Origin of the sequence: Micromonospora sp. NBC_01405 (assembly GCF_045040155.1) — a bacterium.
Lineage (GTDB): Bacteria > Actinomycetota > Actinomycetes > Mycobacteriales > Micromonosporaceae > Micromonospora.
Genome location: NZ_CP109532.1, coordinates 4,421,927 through 4,438,981, shown reverse-complemented (window position 1 = coordinate 4,438,981; position 17,055 = coordinate 4,421,927). Strand labels below are relative to the sequence as shown.

Annotated in this window: 12 protein-coding genes; 4 read left to right on the top strand and 8 right to left on the bottom strand. The window is 73.5% G+C overall.

The window, feature by feature from the left end; translation table 11 throughout:
• The 6 genes from OG559_RS19365 to OG559_RS19340 all read right to left on the bottom strand — a co-directional run bounded on the left by OG559_RS19365 (position 1) and on the right by OG559_RS19340 (position 7,266).
• Positions 1-954, bottom strand: coding sequence for an amidohydrolase family protein (locus tag OG559_RS19365; RefSeq protein WP_350882561.1), 954 nt, complete (start codon positions 952-954; stop codon positions 1-3).
• On the bottom strand, positions 951-1,964 hold the full coding sequence (locus OG559_RS19360; RefSeq protein WP_405105660.1) for a creatininase family protein: 1,014 nt from the start codon (positions 1,962-1,964) through the stop codon (positions 951-953). The genes OG559_RS19365 and OG559_RS19360 overlap by 4 nt, the downstream gene beginning before the upstream one ends.
• Positions 1,961-3,754: an ABC transporter permease gene (locus tag OG559_RS19355; RefSeq protein ID WP_405105658.1), complete on the bottom strand. Its 1,794-nt coding sequence runs from the start codon at positions 3,752-3,754 to the stop codon at positions 1,961-1,963. The genes OG559_RS19360 and OG559_RS19355 overlap by 4 nt, the downstream gene beginning before the upstream one ends.
• Positions 3,751-4,824, bottom strand: coding sequence for an ABC transporter ATP-binding protein (locus OG559_RS19350; protein ID WP_405105656.1), 1,074 nt, complete (start codon positions 4,822-4,824; stop codon positions 3,751-3,753). Before OG559_RS19350 ends, OG559_RS19355 begins: the two co-directional genes overlap by 4 nt.
• A gap of 179 nt (positions 4,825-5,003) precedes the next feature.
• Positions 5,004-6,065, bottom strand: coding sequence for an extracellular solute-binding protein (locus tag OG559_RS19345; protein WP_405105654.1), 1,062 nt, complete (start codon positions 6,063-6,065; stop codon positions 5,004-5,006).
• A gap of 37 nt (positions 6,066-6,102) precedes the next feature.
• Positions 6,103-7,266, bottom strand: a complete 1,164-nt coding sequence (locus OG559_RS19340; protein WP_405105652.1) for an ROK family protein — start codon at positions 7,264-7,266, stop codon at positions 6,103-6,105.
• Between the two features lie 413 nt (positions 7,267-7,679).
• Between OG559_RS19340 and OG559_RS19335 the strand changes: the two genes are divergently transcribed.
• The gene (locus OG559_RS19335; RefSeq protein ID WP_405105650.1) at positions 7,680-10,364 is read left to right on the top strand and encodes a sugar-binding protein; all 2,685 of its coding nucleotides are present in this window, start codon (positions 7,680-7,682) and stop codon (positions 10,362-10,364) included.
• 135 nt (positions 10,365-10,499) lie between these two features.
• Here the strand turns inward: OG559_RS19335 and OG559_RS19330 are convergent, their stop codons facing one another.
• Both OG559_RS19330 and OG559_RS19325 read right to left on the bottom strand, forming a co-directional pair.
• The gene (locus OG559_RS19330; RefSeq protein ID WP_405105648.1) at positions 10,500-12,236 is read right to left on the bottom strand and encodes a glycoside hydrolase family 3 protein; all 1,737 of its coding nucleotides are present in this window, start codon (positions 12,234-12,236) and stop codon (positions 10,500-10,502) included.
• Between the two features lie 106 nt (positions 12,237-12,342).
• Positions 12,343-12,834, bottom strand: a complete 492-nt coding sequence (locus OG559_RS19325; RefSeq protein WP_396671310.1) for a DUF3145 domain-containing protein — start codon at positions 12,832-12,834, stop codon at positions 12,343-12,345.
• Positions 12,835-13,226: 392 nt separating this feature from the next.
• Here OG559_RS19325 and OG559_RS19320 point away from each other — a divergent pair, with 392 nt between their 5' ends.
• From OG559_RS19320 to OG559_RS19310, 3 genes are all read left to right on the top strand, one after another.
• Positions 13,227-13,556: a hypothetical protein gene (locus OG559_RS19320; RefSeq protein ID WP_387025805.1), complete on the top strand. Its 330-nt coding sequence runs from the start codon at positions 13,227-13,229 to the stop codon at positions 13,554-13,556.
• A gap of 245 nt (positions 13,557-13,801) precedes the next feature.
• A complete protein-coding gene (locus tag OG559_RS19315; protein WP_405105646.1) occupies positions 13,802-14,725 on the top strand; it encodes an alpha/beta fold hydrolase in 924 nt (307 codons plus the stop codon).
• A 167-nt stretch (positions 14,726-14,892) separates the two neighbouring features.
• Positions 14,893-17,010: a HelD family protein gene (locus OG559_RS19310; protein WP_405105644.1), complete on the top strand. Its 2,118-nt coding sequence runs from the start codon at positions 14,893-14,895 to the stop codon at positions 17,008-17,010.
• Positions 17,011-17,055 lie beyond the last annotated feature (45 nt).

Genomic DNA, 17,055 nt, shown 5'->3' with positions numbered 1-17,055 from the left:
CTACTCGTGCACGCCGAGCAGGCGCTCGGCGTTCCCGGCGAAGATCGCGCCCAGGTGGTCGTCGGGCAGGCCCAGCTCCCGGCAGATCCGGAGCTGGTCGTCGAGGTAGCGGGTGACGTACCCGCGCGGGAACCACGACGAGTCGCTGCCGTACACGATCCGGTGCGGGCCGATGGTCTCGTAGCAGCGCCGGAACAGCTCCTCCAGCGTGAGCTTGTACGGCATCCAGCGCACCCACTGATTGGAACCCGACGTGTCGACGTGGATGTTCGGGCAGCCCCAGGCGGCGAAGAGCAGGTCCTGCACGTGCTGGACGCCGAAGTGCGGCACCACCACGGCCAGCTCGGGGAAGCGGCGGGCCATCCGGGCCAGCTCGTCCGGGCCGCCGTACCGGCCGTGGGACAGGCCGCCGGCGCTGCCGTAGTGCCCGATGTGGATCAGCACCGGCACGCCGAGCCGCTGGGCGGTGGACCAGAGCGGGTCCAGGTCGGCGTGGTCGAGGGGCCCGCGCAGCAGCGGGGCGAACAGTTTCAGCCCGCGCAGGCCGCGCTCGGTCACCGCGCGGTCCAGTTCGCCTGCCGCGTCGGGGCCGTACGGGTCGTGGTGGGCGAAGCCGAGCAGCAGGTCCGGGTGCCGGTCGACGACGTCGGCGACGGTGTCGTTGCCGCCGCCGGTGACGAAGACGGCCCGGCGGACGTTCACCCGGCGCAGCTCCTCGGCCCACCGGTCCGCCTCGTCCTGCCAGCGCTCGGCCGGGGGCTCCGGGTCGGGAAAGGCCCAGGCCTGCCGCCACTGCCGGGCGTACGGGGCGGAGCCGGCGGCCCGGACGGCCCGCTCGTGCTCCCCGCCGGGGTGCATCCCGGCGGCGTGCTCACACGCCTGGATGGTCGAATCCGCGCCGATGCGGAAGTGCAGGTGGAAGTCGACGATGTCGAGTCCCCGGTCGACGGTCACGATGCCCCCTCGGTCGGTTCGCCGGCCCGCGACGGGGCCGGGACGGCAGCCGGGCTCGGCGCGGGGTCGACGGCCGGGTCCGGCAGCGGGTCGGCGGTGGGCGGGGCGGGCGGCGGGGCGGCCACCCAGGCGGCGACGACCTCGCGCAGCCGCGTCCCGGCCAGCTCCCGCACCCGCCGGCCGGCGGGCTCGTCGGCCACCGAGATGTGCCCGGACCAGCCCTGCCACGGGTCGGGCCGGGACTCCACCAGCACGTACGGGTGGGTCACCGGCAGCTTCGGCTTCGGCGGCAGGTCGTCGACCGCGCCGAGCCGGACCGCGCCGGGGTCGAACCCGAGCACCCCGGAGGTTTCGTACGCCCCGCCGTGCCCGCGCGAGACCAGCGGGCCGTACAGCTCGGTGGTCTCGGCGGGGGTGACGAGCTGGAACCAGTTGACCAGCAGCAGGCTGGCGGTGCGCCGCCCGGAGACCCACTCCATCGCGGCCCGGACGGTGGACATGTTGGCGTCGTGCCCGTTGACGATGAGCAGCCGGGGGAAGCCGGCCGCGACGATGCCCTCGATCACGTCGGCCAGGTAGCCGACCGCGATCTCGGGCCGGATCGCCACGGTGCCGGGCCAGGGCCGGGTCTGGCCGGGGCAGGCGGCGTACGGCACGGCGGGGAAGAGCACCCCGCGCGGGCCCACCGCCGGCCGGCCCTCGGCCGGGGTCGCGGCCTCGTCCGGGGTCCCGCCGCCGGACGAGGCCGCGTCGACTCCGGCCGCCGGGGCGGGGCCGGTCGCGCCGGAGCGGGTCGCGCTCTCGGCGGCGAAGCCCTCGGCGAGGATCAGGTCGGTGCCCAGCGGCAGGTGCGGGCCGTGCCACTCGACCGCGCCGACGGGCAGCACCGCGAAGTCCGCCGCCCCGGCGACCGCCGCCAGCTCCCCGCCGGGGACCCGGGCGACCGGGACCAGCCCGCCGTGGGCGAGCCAGGCGGCCACGTGGTCGCCGCCGGGGGTCACGTCCGTCACGCCGTCCACTTCGCCGCCTCCCGGCTGGACCGCCGGCCGCCTTCCAGCCGGCCGGAGACCACCATCACCACGAAGATCAGGACCACCTGGAGCATGCCGTACGCGGCGGCGGTGCCGACCTCGAACGAGTACATCCGGTTGTTGATCTCCACCGAGATCGGCGCGGTCTCCGAGGTGTAGATGAGCACCGAGGCGACGAACTCGCCGACGCCGTGCACGAAGGCGAGCAGCGCGCCGGCCAGCACGCCCGGCAGCATCAGCCGCAGGGTGACCGTGCCGAACGCCCGCCACCAGGACGCGCCCAGGTTGCGGGCGGCCTCCTCCAGCGACGGGTCGAGCTGCGCCAGTGCGGCCGAACTGGACCGGAACACCAGCGGCAGGAACCGCACGAAGTACGCCAGCGGCATGATCCAGAAGGTGCCGATCAGCACCTGGCCGAAGCTGAACGCGTTGCCGGTGCTGAACGCCGAGATCAGGTTGATCGCCACCACCGTGCCGGGCAGCGCCCAGGCCAGCATGACCGCCACGTCCAGCAGCCCCCGGCCACGGAAGTTCAGCCGGCGCACCGCGTACGCGATGAGCACGCCGACCACGACGCAGGCGACGGTCGCGATCAGGCTCATCTGGAGCGAGTTCAGGATCGGCTGGAACGCCCGGGGCTCGGAGAAGATCGTGACGAAGTTCTGCATGGTGTACTGCGCCGGGATCACCTCGGTGGTCCACGAGCCGTCCGCGGAGAACGCCACCAGGGCGATGGTCGCCACCGGGGCCAGCAGCACGGCCGTGGCCAGCAGCGACGCGGCCAGGGCGAGCCACTTGCCCAACGGATTGGTGATCTCGCGCCGGTGCGCGGCGACGCCCTTGGACTGGGAGCGGTAGCTGCGCCGCCCCTCGTACCAGCGCATGCCGAGCAGGAACAGCACCGAGACGACGCCGAGCACGGAGGCGTACGTGGAGGCCATCGGCAGGTCGCCGTTGGTGCGGTTGATGTAGATCTGCATGGTCATCGTCTGGTCCACCCCGAACAGCAGCGGGGCGGTGTACGACGCCAGCGAGGTCATGAACACCAGCAGCGACGCGGAGACCAGCGCCGGGGTGAGCATCGGCAGCAGCACCGTGCGCCAGACCCGGACCCGGCCGGCCCCCAGGTTGTACGCCGCCTCCTCCACCGACGGGTCCATCCCGCCGAGCGCCGCCGAGGCGGACAGGTAGAAGTACGGGTACATGGTGAACGTGTGCACCACCAGCACCCCGGCGATGCCGCTGAACGGCAGCACCGGGTTCTCCGCGCCGAAGAGCTGCTGGAGGCCACGCGGCAGGATGCCGGTCTCGCTGTAGAGGAGCTGGAAGGAGATCGCCCCGATCAGCGGCGGCAGGGCCGCCGGCACCAGGATGATCGCCTCGATCAGCTTGCGCCCGGGGAACGAGAAGCGCTTGAGCAGGAACGCCATCGCCACGCCGACGATCCCGCAGAGCAGCACGCTCGCCGCGGAGATGATCAGTGAGGTGAACAGGGAGGACCGGGCCACCCCGTCGCTGGTGAGGAAGCTGCCGTAGTTCTCCACCCCGTCCACGCCGACGCTCTCGGCGAAGGTGGCGAACATCGGCTGCACCACGTACCCGAACAGGACCAGCGCGAGCGGGAAGACCAGCACGTACGGGAACCAGCGGGAGCCGGTGCCACCGGCGAACCGGGCGGCGAGCCGGCGGCGCGGGCCCGGCGGCGGTGTCGGGTCCTTCGTCACCGGCGCGACGGTGGCCGGGGTGGGGGTCGCGGGGATGGTGCTCACGGGCGCACCACCCACATCCGCTCGCGGTTGAGCAGCAGCCCGACCTGGTCGCCGACGGCGATCCCGGTGGGCACCTCGACGGCCGCCACCTGCACCTGCTCACCGGCGGTGTCGACGACCAGGTTGGTGGCCATGCCGGTGAACTCCAGGTCGACGATCCGGCCGGGCAGCGCCCCCGGGTCGGTGGTCGAGGTGAGGCCGATGTGCTCGGGGCGCACGGACACCAGGGCGGTCTCCCCCTGGCTCAGGCCGTGGTCGGCCGGCGCGGGGACGACGATCTCCCCGCCGCCGGGCAGCCCCACCGTGAGGGTCTGCGCCGTGGCGCCGAGCACCGGCAGGGTGAGCACGTTGCTGCGGCCGATGAACCGGGCCACGAAGCTGGTGGCCGGGCGGTGGTAGATCTCCTGCGGGGCGCCGATCTGCTGCACCCGGCCGGACTGCATGACCGCGATCCGGTCCGACATGGCCATCGCCTCGGCCTGGTCGTGGGTGACGTAGATGCCGGTGGTGCCGGCTTCCTTCTGGATCCGGCGGATCTCCGTCCGGGTCTCCTCGCGCAGCTTGGCGTCGAGGTTGGACAGCGGCTCGTCCAGCAGCAGGGTCTTCGGCCGGATGACCAGGGCGCGGGCCAGCGCCACCCGCTGCTGCTGGCCGCCGGACAGCTCGTCGATGCGCCGGTCGCCGTACCCGGCGAGGTGTACCTGGCCGAGCGCCTCCTCGACCCGCCGCCTCGACTCGGCCCGGTTGATCTTGCGGATCTTCAGCCCGTACGCGACGTTCTGCGCGACGCTCATGTGCGGGAAGAGCGCGTAGTTCTGGAACACCATGCCGGTGTCGCGCTTGTTCGGCGGGCGCCGGGTGACGTCCTCCGTGCCGAACCGGATCCGGCCCGAGGTGGGGAAGTAGAACCCGGCCACCATGCGCAGGGTGGTGGTCTTGCCGCAGCCGCTCGGGCCGAGCAGGGTGAAGAACTCCCCGGCGGCGATGGTGATGTCGACGTCGTCCACGGCTGCGGTGTCGCCGCCGCGCGCGAAGCGCTTGCTCACCGACTCCAGCGTGACATCGATCATGATGCCTTTCTCCTTCTGCGGTACCGGACCTGGGTCGGTCGTGTGACGGGTGGGCGGTGGACCGGAGGACGGGCACCTGACGCCTCCGGCGGGAAGGGCTCCCCTCCGCACACCGTCCGGGCGCCCCGTGAACGGGCGACGCCGGGGGCGGGAACCTCCCCGCCCCCGGCGTCTGCTGGTCAGCCCTTGTTCTTGATCTGGCTGTTCCAGTGGTTGATCCACTCGGTCTCGTTCTTGCCGATCACGTCCCAGTTGACGTCCAGCGGCTTGAGGTTGAGCTGGGCCAGCCACTCCGGCTTCTCGGCGATGTCCACGGCCGGGATCTGGAAGTAGTCCTTGGCCAGGTCAGCGCGGAGCTTGTCGTCGAAGAGGAACTCCATGAACTTCTGCGCGCCGGTGGTGTTGCCGCCCTTGACCGTGGCGATGCCGTCGACCAGCACCGGGGCGCCGGAGGCCGGCATCACGTAGCCGAACGGCATGTTCGACTGGTTGGCCTGGAGCAGGACGTCCTGGAGGTTCCAGGCGCTGAGCACGCCCTGCTGGCGGGAGAGCTTGAGGTACAGGTCGGCCGGGTTGGCGGCGTACGAGCCGGTGTTGGCGTCGAGCTTCTTCAGCCAGTCGTAGCCGGGCTGCGGGTTGCTGCCGTCCGGGGACTGCCGCATGATCATCGCGGAGTAGATCGACCGCATGGTGCCGGACGCGGCCACGTCCCGAATGATGATCTTGTCCTTCCACTCCGGCTTCAGCAGGTCGTCCCAGTCCTTCGGGGCCTGCTCCGGGGTGAGCGCCTTGTTGTTGTACATGATGACCTCGGGCAGCAGAATCTCCCCGAACCAGCGGCCCTCGGCGTCCTTGTACTTGGCGTCCATCTTGCTGGCGAACGCCGGCTGCCAGCCGGTCAGCAGGTCCTCGGACGCGCCGGCGGAGAGCCCCTGCTGGGTGCCGCCCCACCAGACGTCGGCCTGCGGGTTGGCCTTCTCCGCCCGGACCCGCTCCAGGATCTCCTGCGCGCCCAGGTTGAGGATCTCGACCTTGCCCTTGTACTCGGGGTACTTCGCCGTGAACTGGTCCACGACGAAGGTCGAGACCTTCTTGTCGCGGGCCGTGTAGATGGTGAGCTTCTCGGCGCTCGCGCCGCCGGACGCGCCACCAGCCGCGTCGTCGTCACCGCCGCCGCCACAGGCGGTGCCGGCGGCGAGGACGGTGGCGAGCGCACCGGCGAGCAGAAGACGACGTCTCATGGGGTACCTCCGAGGGGAATAAGGGGAAACTCGTGGGTCAGGGACTGGAGAGCAGGATCGGCAGGCCGGCCGCGGCGGCGGAGAGCGCGTAGCTGACCGCGCCGTGCAGCACGGCCCGGTCACCGAGCACCGCACGGCGGACCTCGGTGACGCTCGGCGCGGCGGCGTCGACCAGCGACTGGAGCCGGTCGACGGCCTGGTCGTCGAGCTGGGCGGCGGCCCCGCTGAGCAGCACCCGACCGGGGTCGATGACGCAGACGCAGGAGACGATCAGCCGGGACCAGGCGGTCAGCACCTCGTCCAGGTACGCGGCGGCCCGCTCGTCGGCGCCGGCCAGCGCGACCAGGGCGGCCACCGGCGCGTCCGGCCGACGCCCGGGGGCCAGGGCCACCACCCGTTCGGCGATGGCGTTCTCCGACCAGCGGGCCTCGAACGGGCCGATACCGTCGTGGCCCCGGTCGGCCGGGTCCAGCGGCAGGAAGCCGACCTCGCCGGCGGCCCCGCCCGCGCCCCGGCGGACCTGGCCGTCGAGCACCAGGCCGGCGCCGATGCCGTCGGCGACGTGCAGCAGCAGCAGGTCGGCGACGTCGCTGCCGGCACCGGCCGCGTGCTCGCCGGCCGCCATCAGGTTGACGTCGTTGTCCACCACCACCGGCACCCCGAGGTGCCGCTGCACCGACTCCCCTATCGGTCGGCCCTCGACGAGGCCGACCGAGGGGGCCAGCCGGACCGCCCCGCCGGAGGAGACGCCGGGCGCGGCGATGGCCACCCCCCGCAGCGCCGGCAGGCCGTCGCCGGCCAGCTCGGGGACCGAGCGGCAGATGGTGTCGATGATGTCGCCGGTCAGCCGGACGGCCCGGTGGGCGACCACGGTGCCGTCGCTGTCGGCGATCTCGCAGCTGATCCGGGACGGCTCCAGCGAGACGGCGGCGACCAGCTCGGCGCGCGGGTTGAACTCCAGCATCGCCCGGGGGCGGCCGGAGCGGGACGCCCCGGGCCCTCGCTCGATGAGGTACCCCTCGGCGATCAGCTCGCGCACGAGCGGGGTGAGCGTGGCGGGACTCAAGCCGGTGAGCTCGGTCAGCTCGGCGCGCGAGAGCAGCCGGACCTGGCGGGCGGTGGAGATCACGGACAACCGCTTGATCTCCTTCGACCGCTCCCGGCTCACCGGGCTCGTTGGTGGCGTCACCACGTCAGTCACACTTCCTTCCTACGGCGAACGAACTATGGAGTCAAGTAACGAAACCGTCTCGGGTTTCGGCGAACCCCTCCGCGAGCAGGGGAAACGTCCCCCTTTGGCACTGCAGTCGGGTTGGGCGCATGCGGCCACGCAGGCACTGATGGGGGCAGTTCGGACGCACTTTCTTTCTTTCGCAAAGAAAGAAAGACCTTGCAAAGCATTGACTGGCCGCCGCGCCGGTCCTTAGCGTCACCGGGCGAAGGCCTTCCAGTGTGTACGGACCACCGTGCCGCTGCTGTACCCGGTGACCCTGCGTCCGTCGGCGCCCACCGGTCCCGTCCTCCACTCGCCGTCCGATCACGACACCCGCGTCGACGCCCCGCGTCCGACGACGGTGGTCGCTGCCCGGACCTCGTAGTTCCGGAAGGATCTGCATGCGAATCAAGGCGTTCCTGCTACCCACGGCGCTCGCCCTGGCCCTGTCCGGGGTGCCCACCGCCGCTCTCGCCGCCCCCGCCGCCACCGACGCCGTCGACCTCGACGTTCTCTTCGTCAGCGCCCACCCCGACGACGAGGCGGGCAGCCTCGCCACCCTCGGCCAGTGGAAGGAGCGCTACGGCGCCAAGGCCGGCGTCGTCACCATCACCCGGGGCGAGGGCGGCGGCAACGCCGTCGGCCTCGAGGAGGGCCCGCCGCTCGGCATCATCCGGGAGCGCGAGGAGCGCACCGCGATCGGCAAGGCCGGCGTGAAGAACCTCTACAACCTCGACCGCGTCGACTTCTGGTACACCGCCTCCGCCCCGCTGTCCGAGCAGATCTGGGGGCACGACGACACCCTGGCGCAGATCGTCCGGGTGATCCGGCAGACCCGGCCCGAGATCATCATGACGATGAACCCGTCGCCGACCCCGGGCAACCACGGCAACCACCAGCAGGCCGCCCGGTTCGCCGCCGAGGCGTTCCAGGCCGCCGCCGACCCGGCCGCGTTCCCCGAGCAGATCAGCAAGGAGAAGCTGAAGCCGTTCCGGGCGGCGAAGTTCATGCGCTCCGGGGGCACCGGCACCTCGGCCGCCGGGCCGCAGTGCGCCACCAGCTTCGTACCCACCGTGCCGACCGACCAGGTCTTCGGCGTCTGGGAGGGCACCCAGAGCACCACCGGCAAGACCTGGGCCGCGATCGAGGTCGACGCCCGCCGGGAGTACGTCACCCAGGGCTGGGCCAACAGCGCTGACGCCTCCACCGACCCGACCAAGATCCGCTGCGACTTCTACACCCTGATCGACAGCCGCGTCCCGTACGACCCGGCGGACACCTCCCCCGAGGCGATCCTGCGCGGCTCCGTGCTGCCGAACGCGGCCGGCGGCCTGCCCAAGGGTTCCGAGCTGTACCTCACCACCGACCGGTTCGACCTCGCCCCCGGCGAGACCGTCAAGGTCACCGCGCACGTGCGAGCGCCCCGGGACCGGGCACTGGCCGCGCCGCGGATCGACCTGCGGCTGCCGCAGGGCTGGACCGCCAAGGGCTCCGGGACGCTGAACAACGCCGTACCGGCCGGCAAGGAGCGGACCAGGACGTTCACCGTCACCGTGCCGGCGAACGCCGACACCAGCCAGCAGCAGCTCATCGGCGCGACCCTGACCACCCGCCAGGGCGTCGGCCGCACCGACCGGGCCGTCCGGGTCGTCGCCGACGTGCGCGGCACCCTGGAGCCGCTGGAGGAGGTCGGGGTGTTCCGGCAGTGGGCCGGCGAGGGCGGATACCCGCAGCTCGACACCCTGATCAAGCCGGTGCTCACCGTCGGCTCCGGCCAGAGCCGGCCGGTCCGGATCGACCTGCGCAACCACGGCGAGGCCGCCCAGAGCGGCACCGTCACTCTCGGCCTGCCCGCCGGCTTCACCGCCGACGCCACGACGAAGAGCTACGCCGACCTGGCCCCCGGCGCGACCGGGGCGGTCACCTTCACCGTCACCGCCGACGCCAGCCTGCCGACCGCCAACGAGGGCGGCACGGGCGGCGACTACGGCATCACCATCACCACCACCAGCAAGGCCGGCAGTGCCGTGGAGACCGGCGCCCTGGAGGTCATGCCGACCACCGAGGTGCCGCAGGCCGGCCATGACCACGCCGTCGACGGCGTGGCCTCCCCCGGCGAGTACCCCGGCGAGGAGCTGGACTTCTCCCGCATCTGGGAGGGTCAGGCCACCACCCCGCAGGACGCCTCGGCAAAGGGCCGCATCGCCTGGACCGCCGACGCGCTGAAGGTGTACGTGCAGGTCACCGACGACGTGCTCGGCACGAAGGTCGTCCCGGAGGACTGCAAGCGGCAGCGCCGCACCGACAGCGTGGAGATCATCGTCGACCCGAAGGGGAACTCGGCGGACACCTCCACCGTGTTCAAGGCCGGCATCTTCCCGATCACCGACGACCCGGCCAACGGCAACCCGCCGTGCTGGCAGCGCGACGCCGACAACCGGCAGGGACCGGGCGCCACCACCGCACCGGGGATGACCGTGGTCAGCAAGGTCACCAGCCCGTACGCGGGCTACACCATCGAGGCGAGCATCCCGTTCGCGGTGCTGCCCGACGCGGTGGACCCGGCCCGGATGGGCTTCAACGTGCTGGTCTACGACTCGGACACCCAGGACCTCAGCTCCCAGTCCCGGCTGGGCTGGTCCACCTTCACCGGCGTCCGGGCCGACCCGTACCGCTACGGCCTGGCCACCCTGCCCGGCTACACCCCGGCGCAGCAGCAGCCCAGCGCCCCGGTGTTCCCGGACACCTCCGCCCGCAGCGTGCACAGCCCGCAGACCATCGCCCAGTCGGCGGTGGACGGGGTGGCCCCGGCCTCCGTGGCCAAGCTGCCCGAGAAGGCGCTGCGGCTGACCGACCAGCGCCGGGTGGCCGGCGGGGTGCTGGTCACCCTGCGGGCCGACCGGGCCGGCACGGCGTACCTGTACGCCTGGAACGGCACCACCGCCATCGGTGACAAGAAGGTCGAGCTGACCGCCGGCCGCGCGGTGACCGTCGTGGTCCCGGTCGCCTCGGGCCGGCCCAGCGCCCTGCTGGCCGCGTTCGAGTCGAACGGCTCGGCCCTGGCCAGCAAGCTCCCCCTGAACTGACGCACCAACCGGGGCCTGTCGGCGACGCATCCGCGTCGCCGGCAGGCCCCGCGCCTTGCGCCTTGCGCCCCGCGCTTGGGCACCGCCGCCGCGCAGCACCGGGGTCGCGGCACCCTGGACGCCGCGAACGTCGGGTCAGTTGCCGCAGGCCGTGGCGGGCAGACCGGAGACCGGCACCGGGGAACGCCCGGCCGGGCGGGCCTTGCCGGCGAGCACGTTCGCCAGCGCGGTCATCGACGCCCGGCCGGAGGAGTACGTGGCCAGCAGCGTCGGCGACTTCGCCTTCGCCAGCAGGTACGGGGTGTCCATCGCCACGGTCACCGCGGCGTCGGCGCTGAGGTCGGCCGAGCCGTCGCCGTACCCGACGAGGTGCACCCTCGTGCCGCCGCTCGGGACCACCTTCACCCCGGTGGCGGTGAGCGCCTCGGTCAGCAGGGCCCGGGTCTTCTCCCGCCCCCCTGAGGAGGTGACGGTGACCGGGCCGCGCACCCCGGTCGCGCAGGAGCCGCGCAGCACGGTCACCGCGCCGGCCGCCAGCGCGTCCGCGGCCTGCCGGTGCGCGGGGCTGTTCAGCGTGGACATCGCCGGGGCGGGCGTGTCGGCCAGGGTGAACTTCATGGTCAGCACCCGGGTGACCGCCTCGACCAGCCGGTCCCGGGGCAGCGAGCCGTCGCGCAGCGCGGCGAGCAGACCGTCGTACGCCTGGGTGACGTTCGGGGGCATCAGGATCAGGTCGTTGCCGGCCTTGAGCGCCCGCACCGCCGCCTCCCCCGGCGCCCAGCGCTTGGCCGGGGGCATGTTCATCCCGTCGGTGACCACGACGCCCTTGAACCCGAGCTGGCCGCGCAGCACGTCGGTGAGGACCTTGCGCGAGAAGGTGGCCGGGGTGCCCGGGTCGATGGCGGTGACGTCGAGGTGGGCGGACATCACCGCGAGTGCACCGGCGTCGATCCCGGCGGTGAACGGCGGGAACGCGGTGCCGTCGAGCACCTTGCGGCTCTGCGGGATCACCGGGACGTCCTTGTGCGAGTCGGTGGCGCTCAGGCCGTGCCCGGGGAAGTGCTTGACGCTGGCCGCCACCCCGGCGCTCTGCAACCCCCTGACCGCACCGGCGACCTGCGCCGAGGCCCGCTTCGGGTCGGCGCCGAAGGACCGTGAGCCGATCACCGTGCTGCGGGTGACCAGCACGTCGGCGACCGGGGCGAAGTCCATGTTGATCCCCATCGCGGCCAGCTCGGCGCCGGCGGCCCGCCACGCCGCCTCGGTCAGCGCCGGGTCGCCGGCCGCCCCGGCGGCCATCGGGCTGGGCAGCAGGGTGACGCCGTCGGTGATCCGGGTGACGATGCCGTGCTCCTGGTCGGTGCCGACCAGGAAGGGCGCGGCGGCGGTGGGGAGCTTTCCGGCTGCCTCGCGCAGGCCGGTGGTCAGCTCGTGAACCTGCTTCGGGTTGTCGACGTTGGTGGTGGCCTGGTTGCCGGCGGTCGGGTCGTCGGCGCTGAAGCCGACCAGGATCAGCCCGCCCAGCCGGTACTTCGCGACCATCTCCGCGGGGGTGGCCACCCCCGCGAGGGACCGGTTGCCGGCGGCGGAGCCGTCCGAGACCTTCGTCGCCGAGCTGCCGTACGCGTACGGCATCAGCACCTGGCCGACCAGGTCCTCGTCGGCGAGGGTGCCGACCAGGGCGGCGGCCCGGGCGGCCGGGTCGGCGGCGGCGGGCGGGCCACCGGACGCGGTCGGTTCCGCCCCGGCCGTGCTGGCCGACGGCGTGGGACGGGGCCGGTCCGGCTCCCCCGAGCATCCGGTAACGAGCACAGCGGTCAGGGCGGCGAGCGCGACGCCGGCACGTCGCGGGGTAATCGACACGCGGACCATCCCACCAGTTCCCCCGTTATCAGGGCAACTTGACCTGGTCGAACACCACCCTGGTCGGGCGCGCGTGGGGCCAGCGCCACCCCACCGGACGCGCGGCGGGGGCGGGTCAGCCGACCCGGGTGAGCAGGGTCACCGGCGCGCCGTCGCCGGCGTACCGGTAGGGCTCAAGCTCGGCGTCCCACGCGGTGCCGAGCGCCTTGTCGAGGGCGTGCGCCAGGGCCTCCGGGGCACGGGCTGCGGCCATGATGGCGCGCAGCCGGTCCTCGCCCAGCTGGATGTCGCCGGCCGCGCCGACGGCGGCCCGGAACAGTCCCCGGCCCGGGACGTACATGAAGCGCTCGCCGTCGACGCCCGCGCTCGGTTCCTCGGTCACCTCGAAACGGATCATGGGCCACTGCCGGAGGGCAGCAGCCAGCTCGGCGCCCGTCCCCGGGCGACCGGTCCACCCGCACTCGGCGCGACGGGCGCCGGGGTCGACGGGCTGAGCCGTCCACTGCAGGTTGACCGGCGCGGCAAGGACGCGCGCGATCGCCCACTCGACGTGCGAGCACACGGCGAGCGGGGTCGAGTGGACGTATACGACGCCACGCGTTGGCACGGTGACCTCCCGGAGAGCGAGGTGCGTCTTCCCCTACGACCTCGACCACCCGAGTGGCTGTTGCAACACATGATGACTGGTGTGGCGGATGGTGCGCCAGTGAATCGGAGAATTCGCCGGAACGGGCGCTCGGATCCACCCCGGCCCGGGTGCCCGGAGCGGCCGTCCCGGGTCGGCCGGCGAGCGGTCCGACCCGGCGGAATGCCGGGCCGGCGTCCGTGGTTGTGCCCTTCGGACAGGCACGGTGACCAGCCAGGCATCGCGGTCGTGTAAAGTTCTCTCGGCGGCTTGTTGCCGCGCACAACTTCGGCGGACCGAGGCTCATTCCGAGCGTCACCCCGTCACAGCCCCCGGACGTTACCGTCCTCCCGTACGTCTCAAGGAGTACCTCCGTGGCGAGCAACACCTCTAAGACCGCGCGCGCGTCAGTCCGGGCCGGCCAGGCAGGCCAGGGTGGCGCCCTCAGCGTGCTGGGCGAGTTCAAGTACGTCATCCCGCTCAACGGCGGCAAGCACGCCTACGTGCGCAACCTGACCAACGGCAAGACCGCGCACCTGCGCACCGACTCCGAGGCCTTCGTCGAGGAGATCCGGGTGCTGGCCGCCGCCGGCCACGCCGCCAAGATCCGGGCCGAGCTGAACAACCTCGCGGCCACCCACCCGGACCACGGCTGGGACGCCACCGAGAAGCGCCTCGCCGAGGCCGGCGTCTTCGGCGGCTGAGCCCGCCCACCGCGACACCAGGAACCGCCCGTCGGGTCTACCCGGCGGGCGGTTCGTCGTCTCCGCCGCCGCTCACGGCAGGCAGTCACCTCCCGTCCACGGCAGGCGTCACCTCCCACCCACCGCAGCCGGCCGGCTGACCTCCTTCCCCTGGGAGGGTTGGCGTGGTGTCATGACGGGTAGCCGGTGTTACCGCCGGGTCACCCGATGGTGAAATTCTCGCGGCGGCCCGAGGGGAGGCGGCGATGCCGAAGCAGACCGAGGTACGGCTCGCCGACGACGTGCGGCTGCACGTCGAGGTGTCCGGGCCGGCGGACGCCGAGGTCACCGCGCTCCTGCTGCACGGTTGGACGCTGGACGGGCGGAGCTGGCACCGGCAACTCGCCGAGGTCCGCGAGCGGTTCGGCGGCCGGGTCCGGGTGGTGACCTACGACGCCCGGGGACACGGCCGGTCGAGCTGCATGGCGCTGCGCACCGCCACCCTCGCCCAGCTCGGCGACGACCTGGTCGCCGTGCTCGACGCGGTGGCCCCGACCGGGCCGGTGGTGCTGGTCGGGCACTCGATGGGCGGCATGACGATCATGGAGTACGCCCACCGCCACCCCCGGCACTTCGCAGCCCGCACGGCCGGGCTGGTCTTCGTCTCGACCACGGCCGAGGGGCACACCCACACCGCCTACGGCCTCTCCCCGCGCATCGCCCGGCTGATCCGGCTGGCCGAGACCGCCGGAGCCGGGGTGCTGGCCCGCTGCGGCGCGTGGCGCCCGCCCCGGGCGCTGCTGCGGGCCCTGCGGCCCAGCATCCGCTGGATGCTATTCGGCGACCGCTGCGAGCCCACCGACATCCGGCTGGTCACCTCGGCGGTGGCCCGCGCCTCGCTGCGCTCGATCGGCGGCTTCCGGGCCTCGATCGGGACGCAGCACCGGCTGGACACCCTCGCCGCGCTGGCCCACCTCCCGGCGGCGGCGCTGGTCGGCGACCGGGACCGGCTCACCCCGCCACCGTGCGCCGAGTCGATCGCGGCGGCGCTGCCGGCGACCGAGCTGACCGTCTGCCCGGGCGCCGGGCACATGCTGATGATGGAGCGGCCGGGCCAGGTGAACGCCGCCGTGGCCGGCGTGCTGCACCGGGTCCTGGCGGGCGCGCCGCACACGGCTTCCCCGGCCTGACCGGAGCCGCGCCACAGGGGTGAGCGGCGGTCCGGGACGTGGGCTGGATCGCGGCGGCGGCATGGCCCCGCGTCCCGGTCGGCCGGTGGCCGTACCCTCTCCGGTTAGCCCGAGGCGCGGCCCGCGCCCCGGCGCGGCCGTCCGCCGCCGTCTGCGAGGAGCTGCGCGTGACCGACCGGACCACCCTGGAGCAGGAGATCGCCGTCGAGCAGCGGCATCTCGACCGGGTGTACGCCCGCCTCAGCGAACTGCGCCGCTCGGCCGCTCAGGCCGAAAAGGACGGCTACCAGCTGGCCCTGGTGGGCAACTTCGGCGCGCTGGTCGAGCGGGACGCGATGGTCTTCCACGCTGCCCAGCGCCGGCACCGGCTCGACGCCGAACACGAGGGGCTGGTCTTCGGCCGGCTGGACCTGCGCGACCGGCAGGTGCTGCACGTCGGACGGCTCGGGGTGCGCGGCGAGGACGCGGAGACCCTGGTGGTGGACTGGCGGGCCCCGGCCGCCGCCGCGTTCTACCAGGCCACCCCGGCGCAGCCGCTGGGCGTGGTGCGGCGGCGCACCATCGGGTCCTCGGCCGAGCGGGTGACCCGGATCGAGGACGACCTGCTGGACCCGGCGGCTGCCCCGCCGGACATGGCGGTGGTGGGCGACGGGGCGCTGCTGGCCACCCTGTCCCGGGCCACCGGCCGGGGCATGCGGGACATCATCGCCACCATCCAGCGGGAGCAGGACGAGGCGATCCGCTCCCCCGGCTCCGGGGTGACGATCGTCTCCGGCGGCCCGGGGACGGGCAAGACGGCGGTCGCCCTGCACCGGGCGGCGTACCTGCTGTACTCCGATCGCAGCCGGTACGCCGGCGGCGGCATCCTGGTGGTCGGCCCGTCGGCGGTGTTCGTGGAGTACATCGCCTCGGTGCTGCCGTCGCTGGGCGAGGAGACCGCGACGCTGCACTCGCTCGGCTCGCTGTTCCCGGGGATGGACGCGACCCGCACCGACCCGCCCGAGGTGGCCGCGGTGAAGGGATCGCTGCGGATGCGGCGGGTGCTTGAGCAGGCTGCGCGGGACGCGGTGCCGGGCGGGCCGGGCGAGCTGCGCCTGCTCTACCGGGGTGCCCTGCTCCGGCTGGACCGCCGGGAGCTGGACGGCATCCGGGACCGGGCGCTGTCCCGGGGGGCCCGCCGCAACGAGGCGCGCCGGGCCGGCTTCGACGGCGTGTTCGCCGCGCTGTGGGCCCAGGCCCGGCGGATGAACGTCGGGCGGCTGCCGGAGCAGCGCGCGTTCGAGGACGAGATCGCCGAGCGGTCCGAGTTCCGCGAGTTCCTCAAGGCGTGGTGGCCCCGGCTGCACCCCCGGCACGTGCTGGGCTGGCTGGCCCGCCCGGACCGGCTGCGCCGGTACGCCGGGGGGATCCTGTCCCGGGCGGAGATCGGCCTGCTCGCCGAGGCATACCGGACGCTGGACGCCGAGGGGCTCACGATCGCCGACATCGCCCTGCTGGACGAGTTGGACGCGCTGCTGGGCAAGCCGATGCAGCCGAAGCGGGCCAAGCGTGACCCGTTCCAGCTCGCCGGGGGCGTGCGGGAGCTGAGCACGCAGGCCGACCGGCAGCGGGCGGCCCGGGAGGCGGCCCGGCAGCGCCCGGAGGACTACCGCGACTACGCGCACGTGGTGGTCGACGAGGCGCAGGACGTCTCCCCGATGCAGTGGCGGATGGTCGGCCGGCGCGGCCGGCTGGCGTCCTGGACGGTGGTGGGCGACCCGGCGCAGACCGCGTGGACGGGCACGGAGGAGGAGCTGACCCGGGCCCGGGACCAGGCGCTGGGCCGGCGGCGCCGGCACCAGTTCGAGCTGACCACCAACTACCGCAACTCGGCGGAGATCTTCGCGGTGGCGGCGGCGGAGATCCGCCGGCTCTACCCGGACCTCAGGCTGCCCAGCGCGGTGCGGTCCACCGGCGTGGAGCCGGTCGCGCTGACCGTTCCGCCGGCCGAGCTGGAACGGGCCACCGTCGCGGCGGTCGCCGCGCTGCTCGGCGACGTGGAGGGGACGGTCGGAGTGATCACGCCGGTGCCGCGCCGGGACGAGGTCGCCGGCTGGCTCGCCGGCCTGGCCGCGCCGCGCCTGCAGGTGGTGACCAGTCTTCAGGCCAAGGGCATGGAGTACGACGGGGTCGCGCTGGTCGCCCCGGCCGAGATCCGGGCCGATCCGGGCTCCGGCGTGCGGACGCTGTACGTGGCGCTGTCCCGGGCCACCCAGCGGCTGACCACGATCGATCCGACCGGCTGACCGGCCGGCGCCCCCGTCCTCGGTCGGACGCCCGACTTTTACTTG

Bases quoted from the DNA above. Each gene is read 5' to 3' on its own strand.
- OG559_RS19335 (WP_405105650.1), top strand. From the start codon at position 7,680: ATGCGAATCAAGGCGTTCCTGCTACCCACGGCGCTCGCCCTGGCCCTG.
- OG559_RS19330 (WP_405105648.1), bottom strand. From the start codon at position 12,236: ATGGTCCGCGTGTCGATTACCCCGCGACGTGCCGGCGTCGCGCTCGCC.
- OG559_RS19315 (WP_405105646.1), top strand. From the start codon at position 13,802: ATGCCGAAGCAGACCGAGGTACGGCTCGCCGACGACGTGCGGCTGCAC.
- OG559_RS19345 (WP_405105654.1), bottom strand. From the start codon at position 6,065: ATGAGACGTCGTCTTCTGCTCGCCGGTGCGCTCGCCACCGTCCTCGCC.
- OG559_RS19350 (WP_405105656.1), bottom strand. From the start codon at position 4,824: ATGATCGATGTCACGCTGGAGTCGGTGAGCAAGCGCTTCGCGCGCGGC.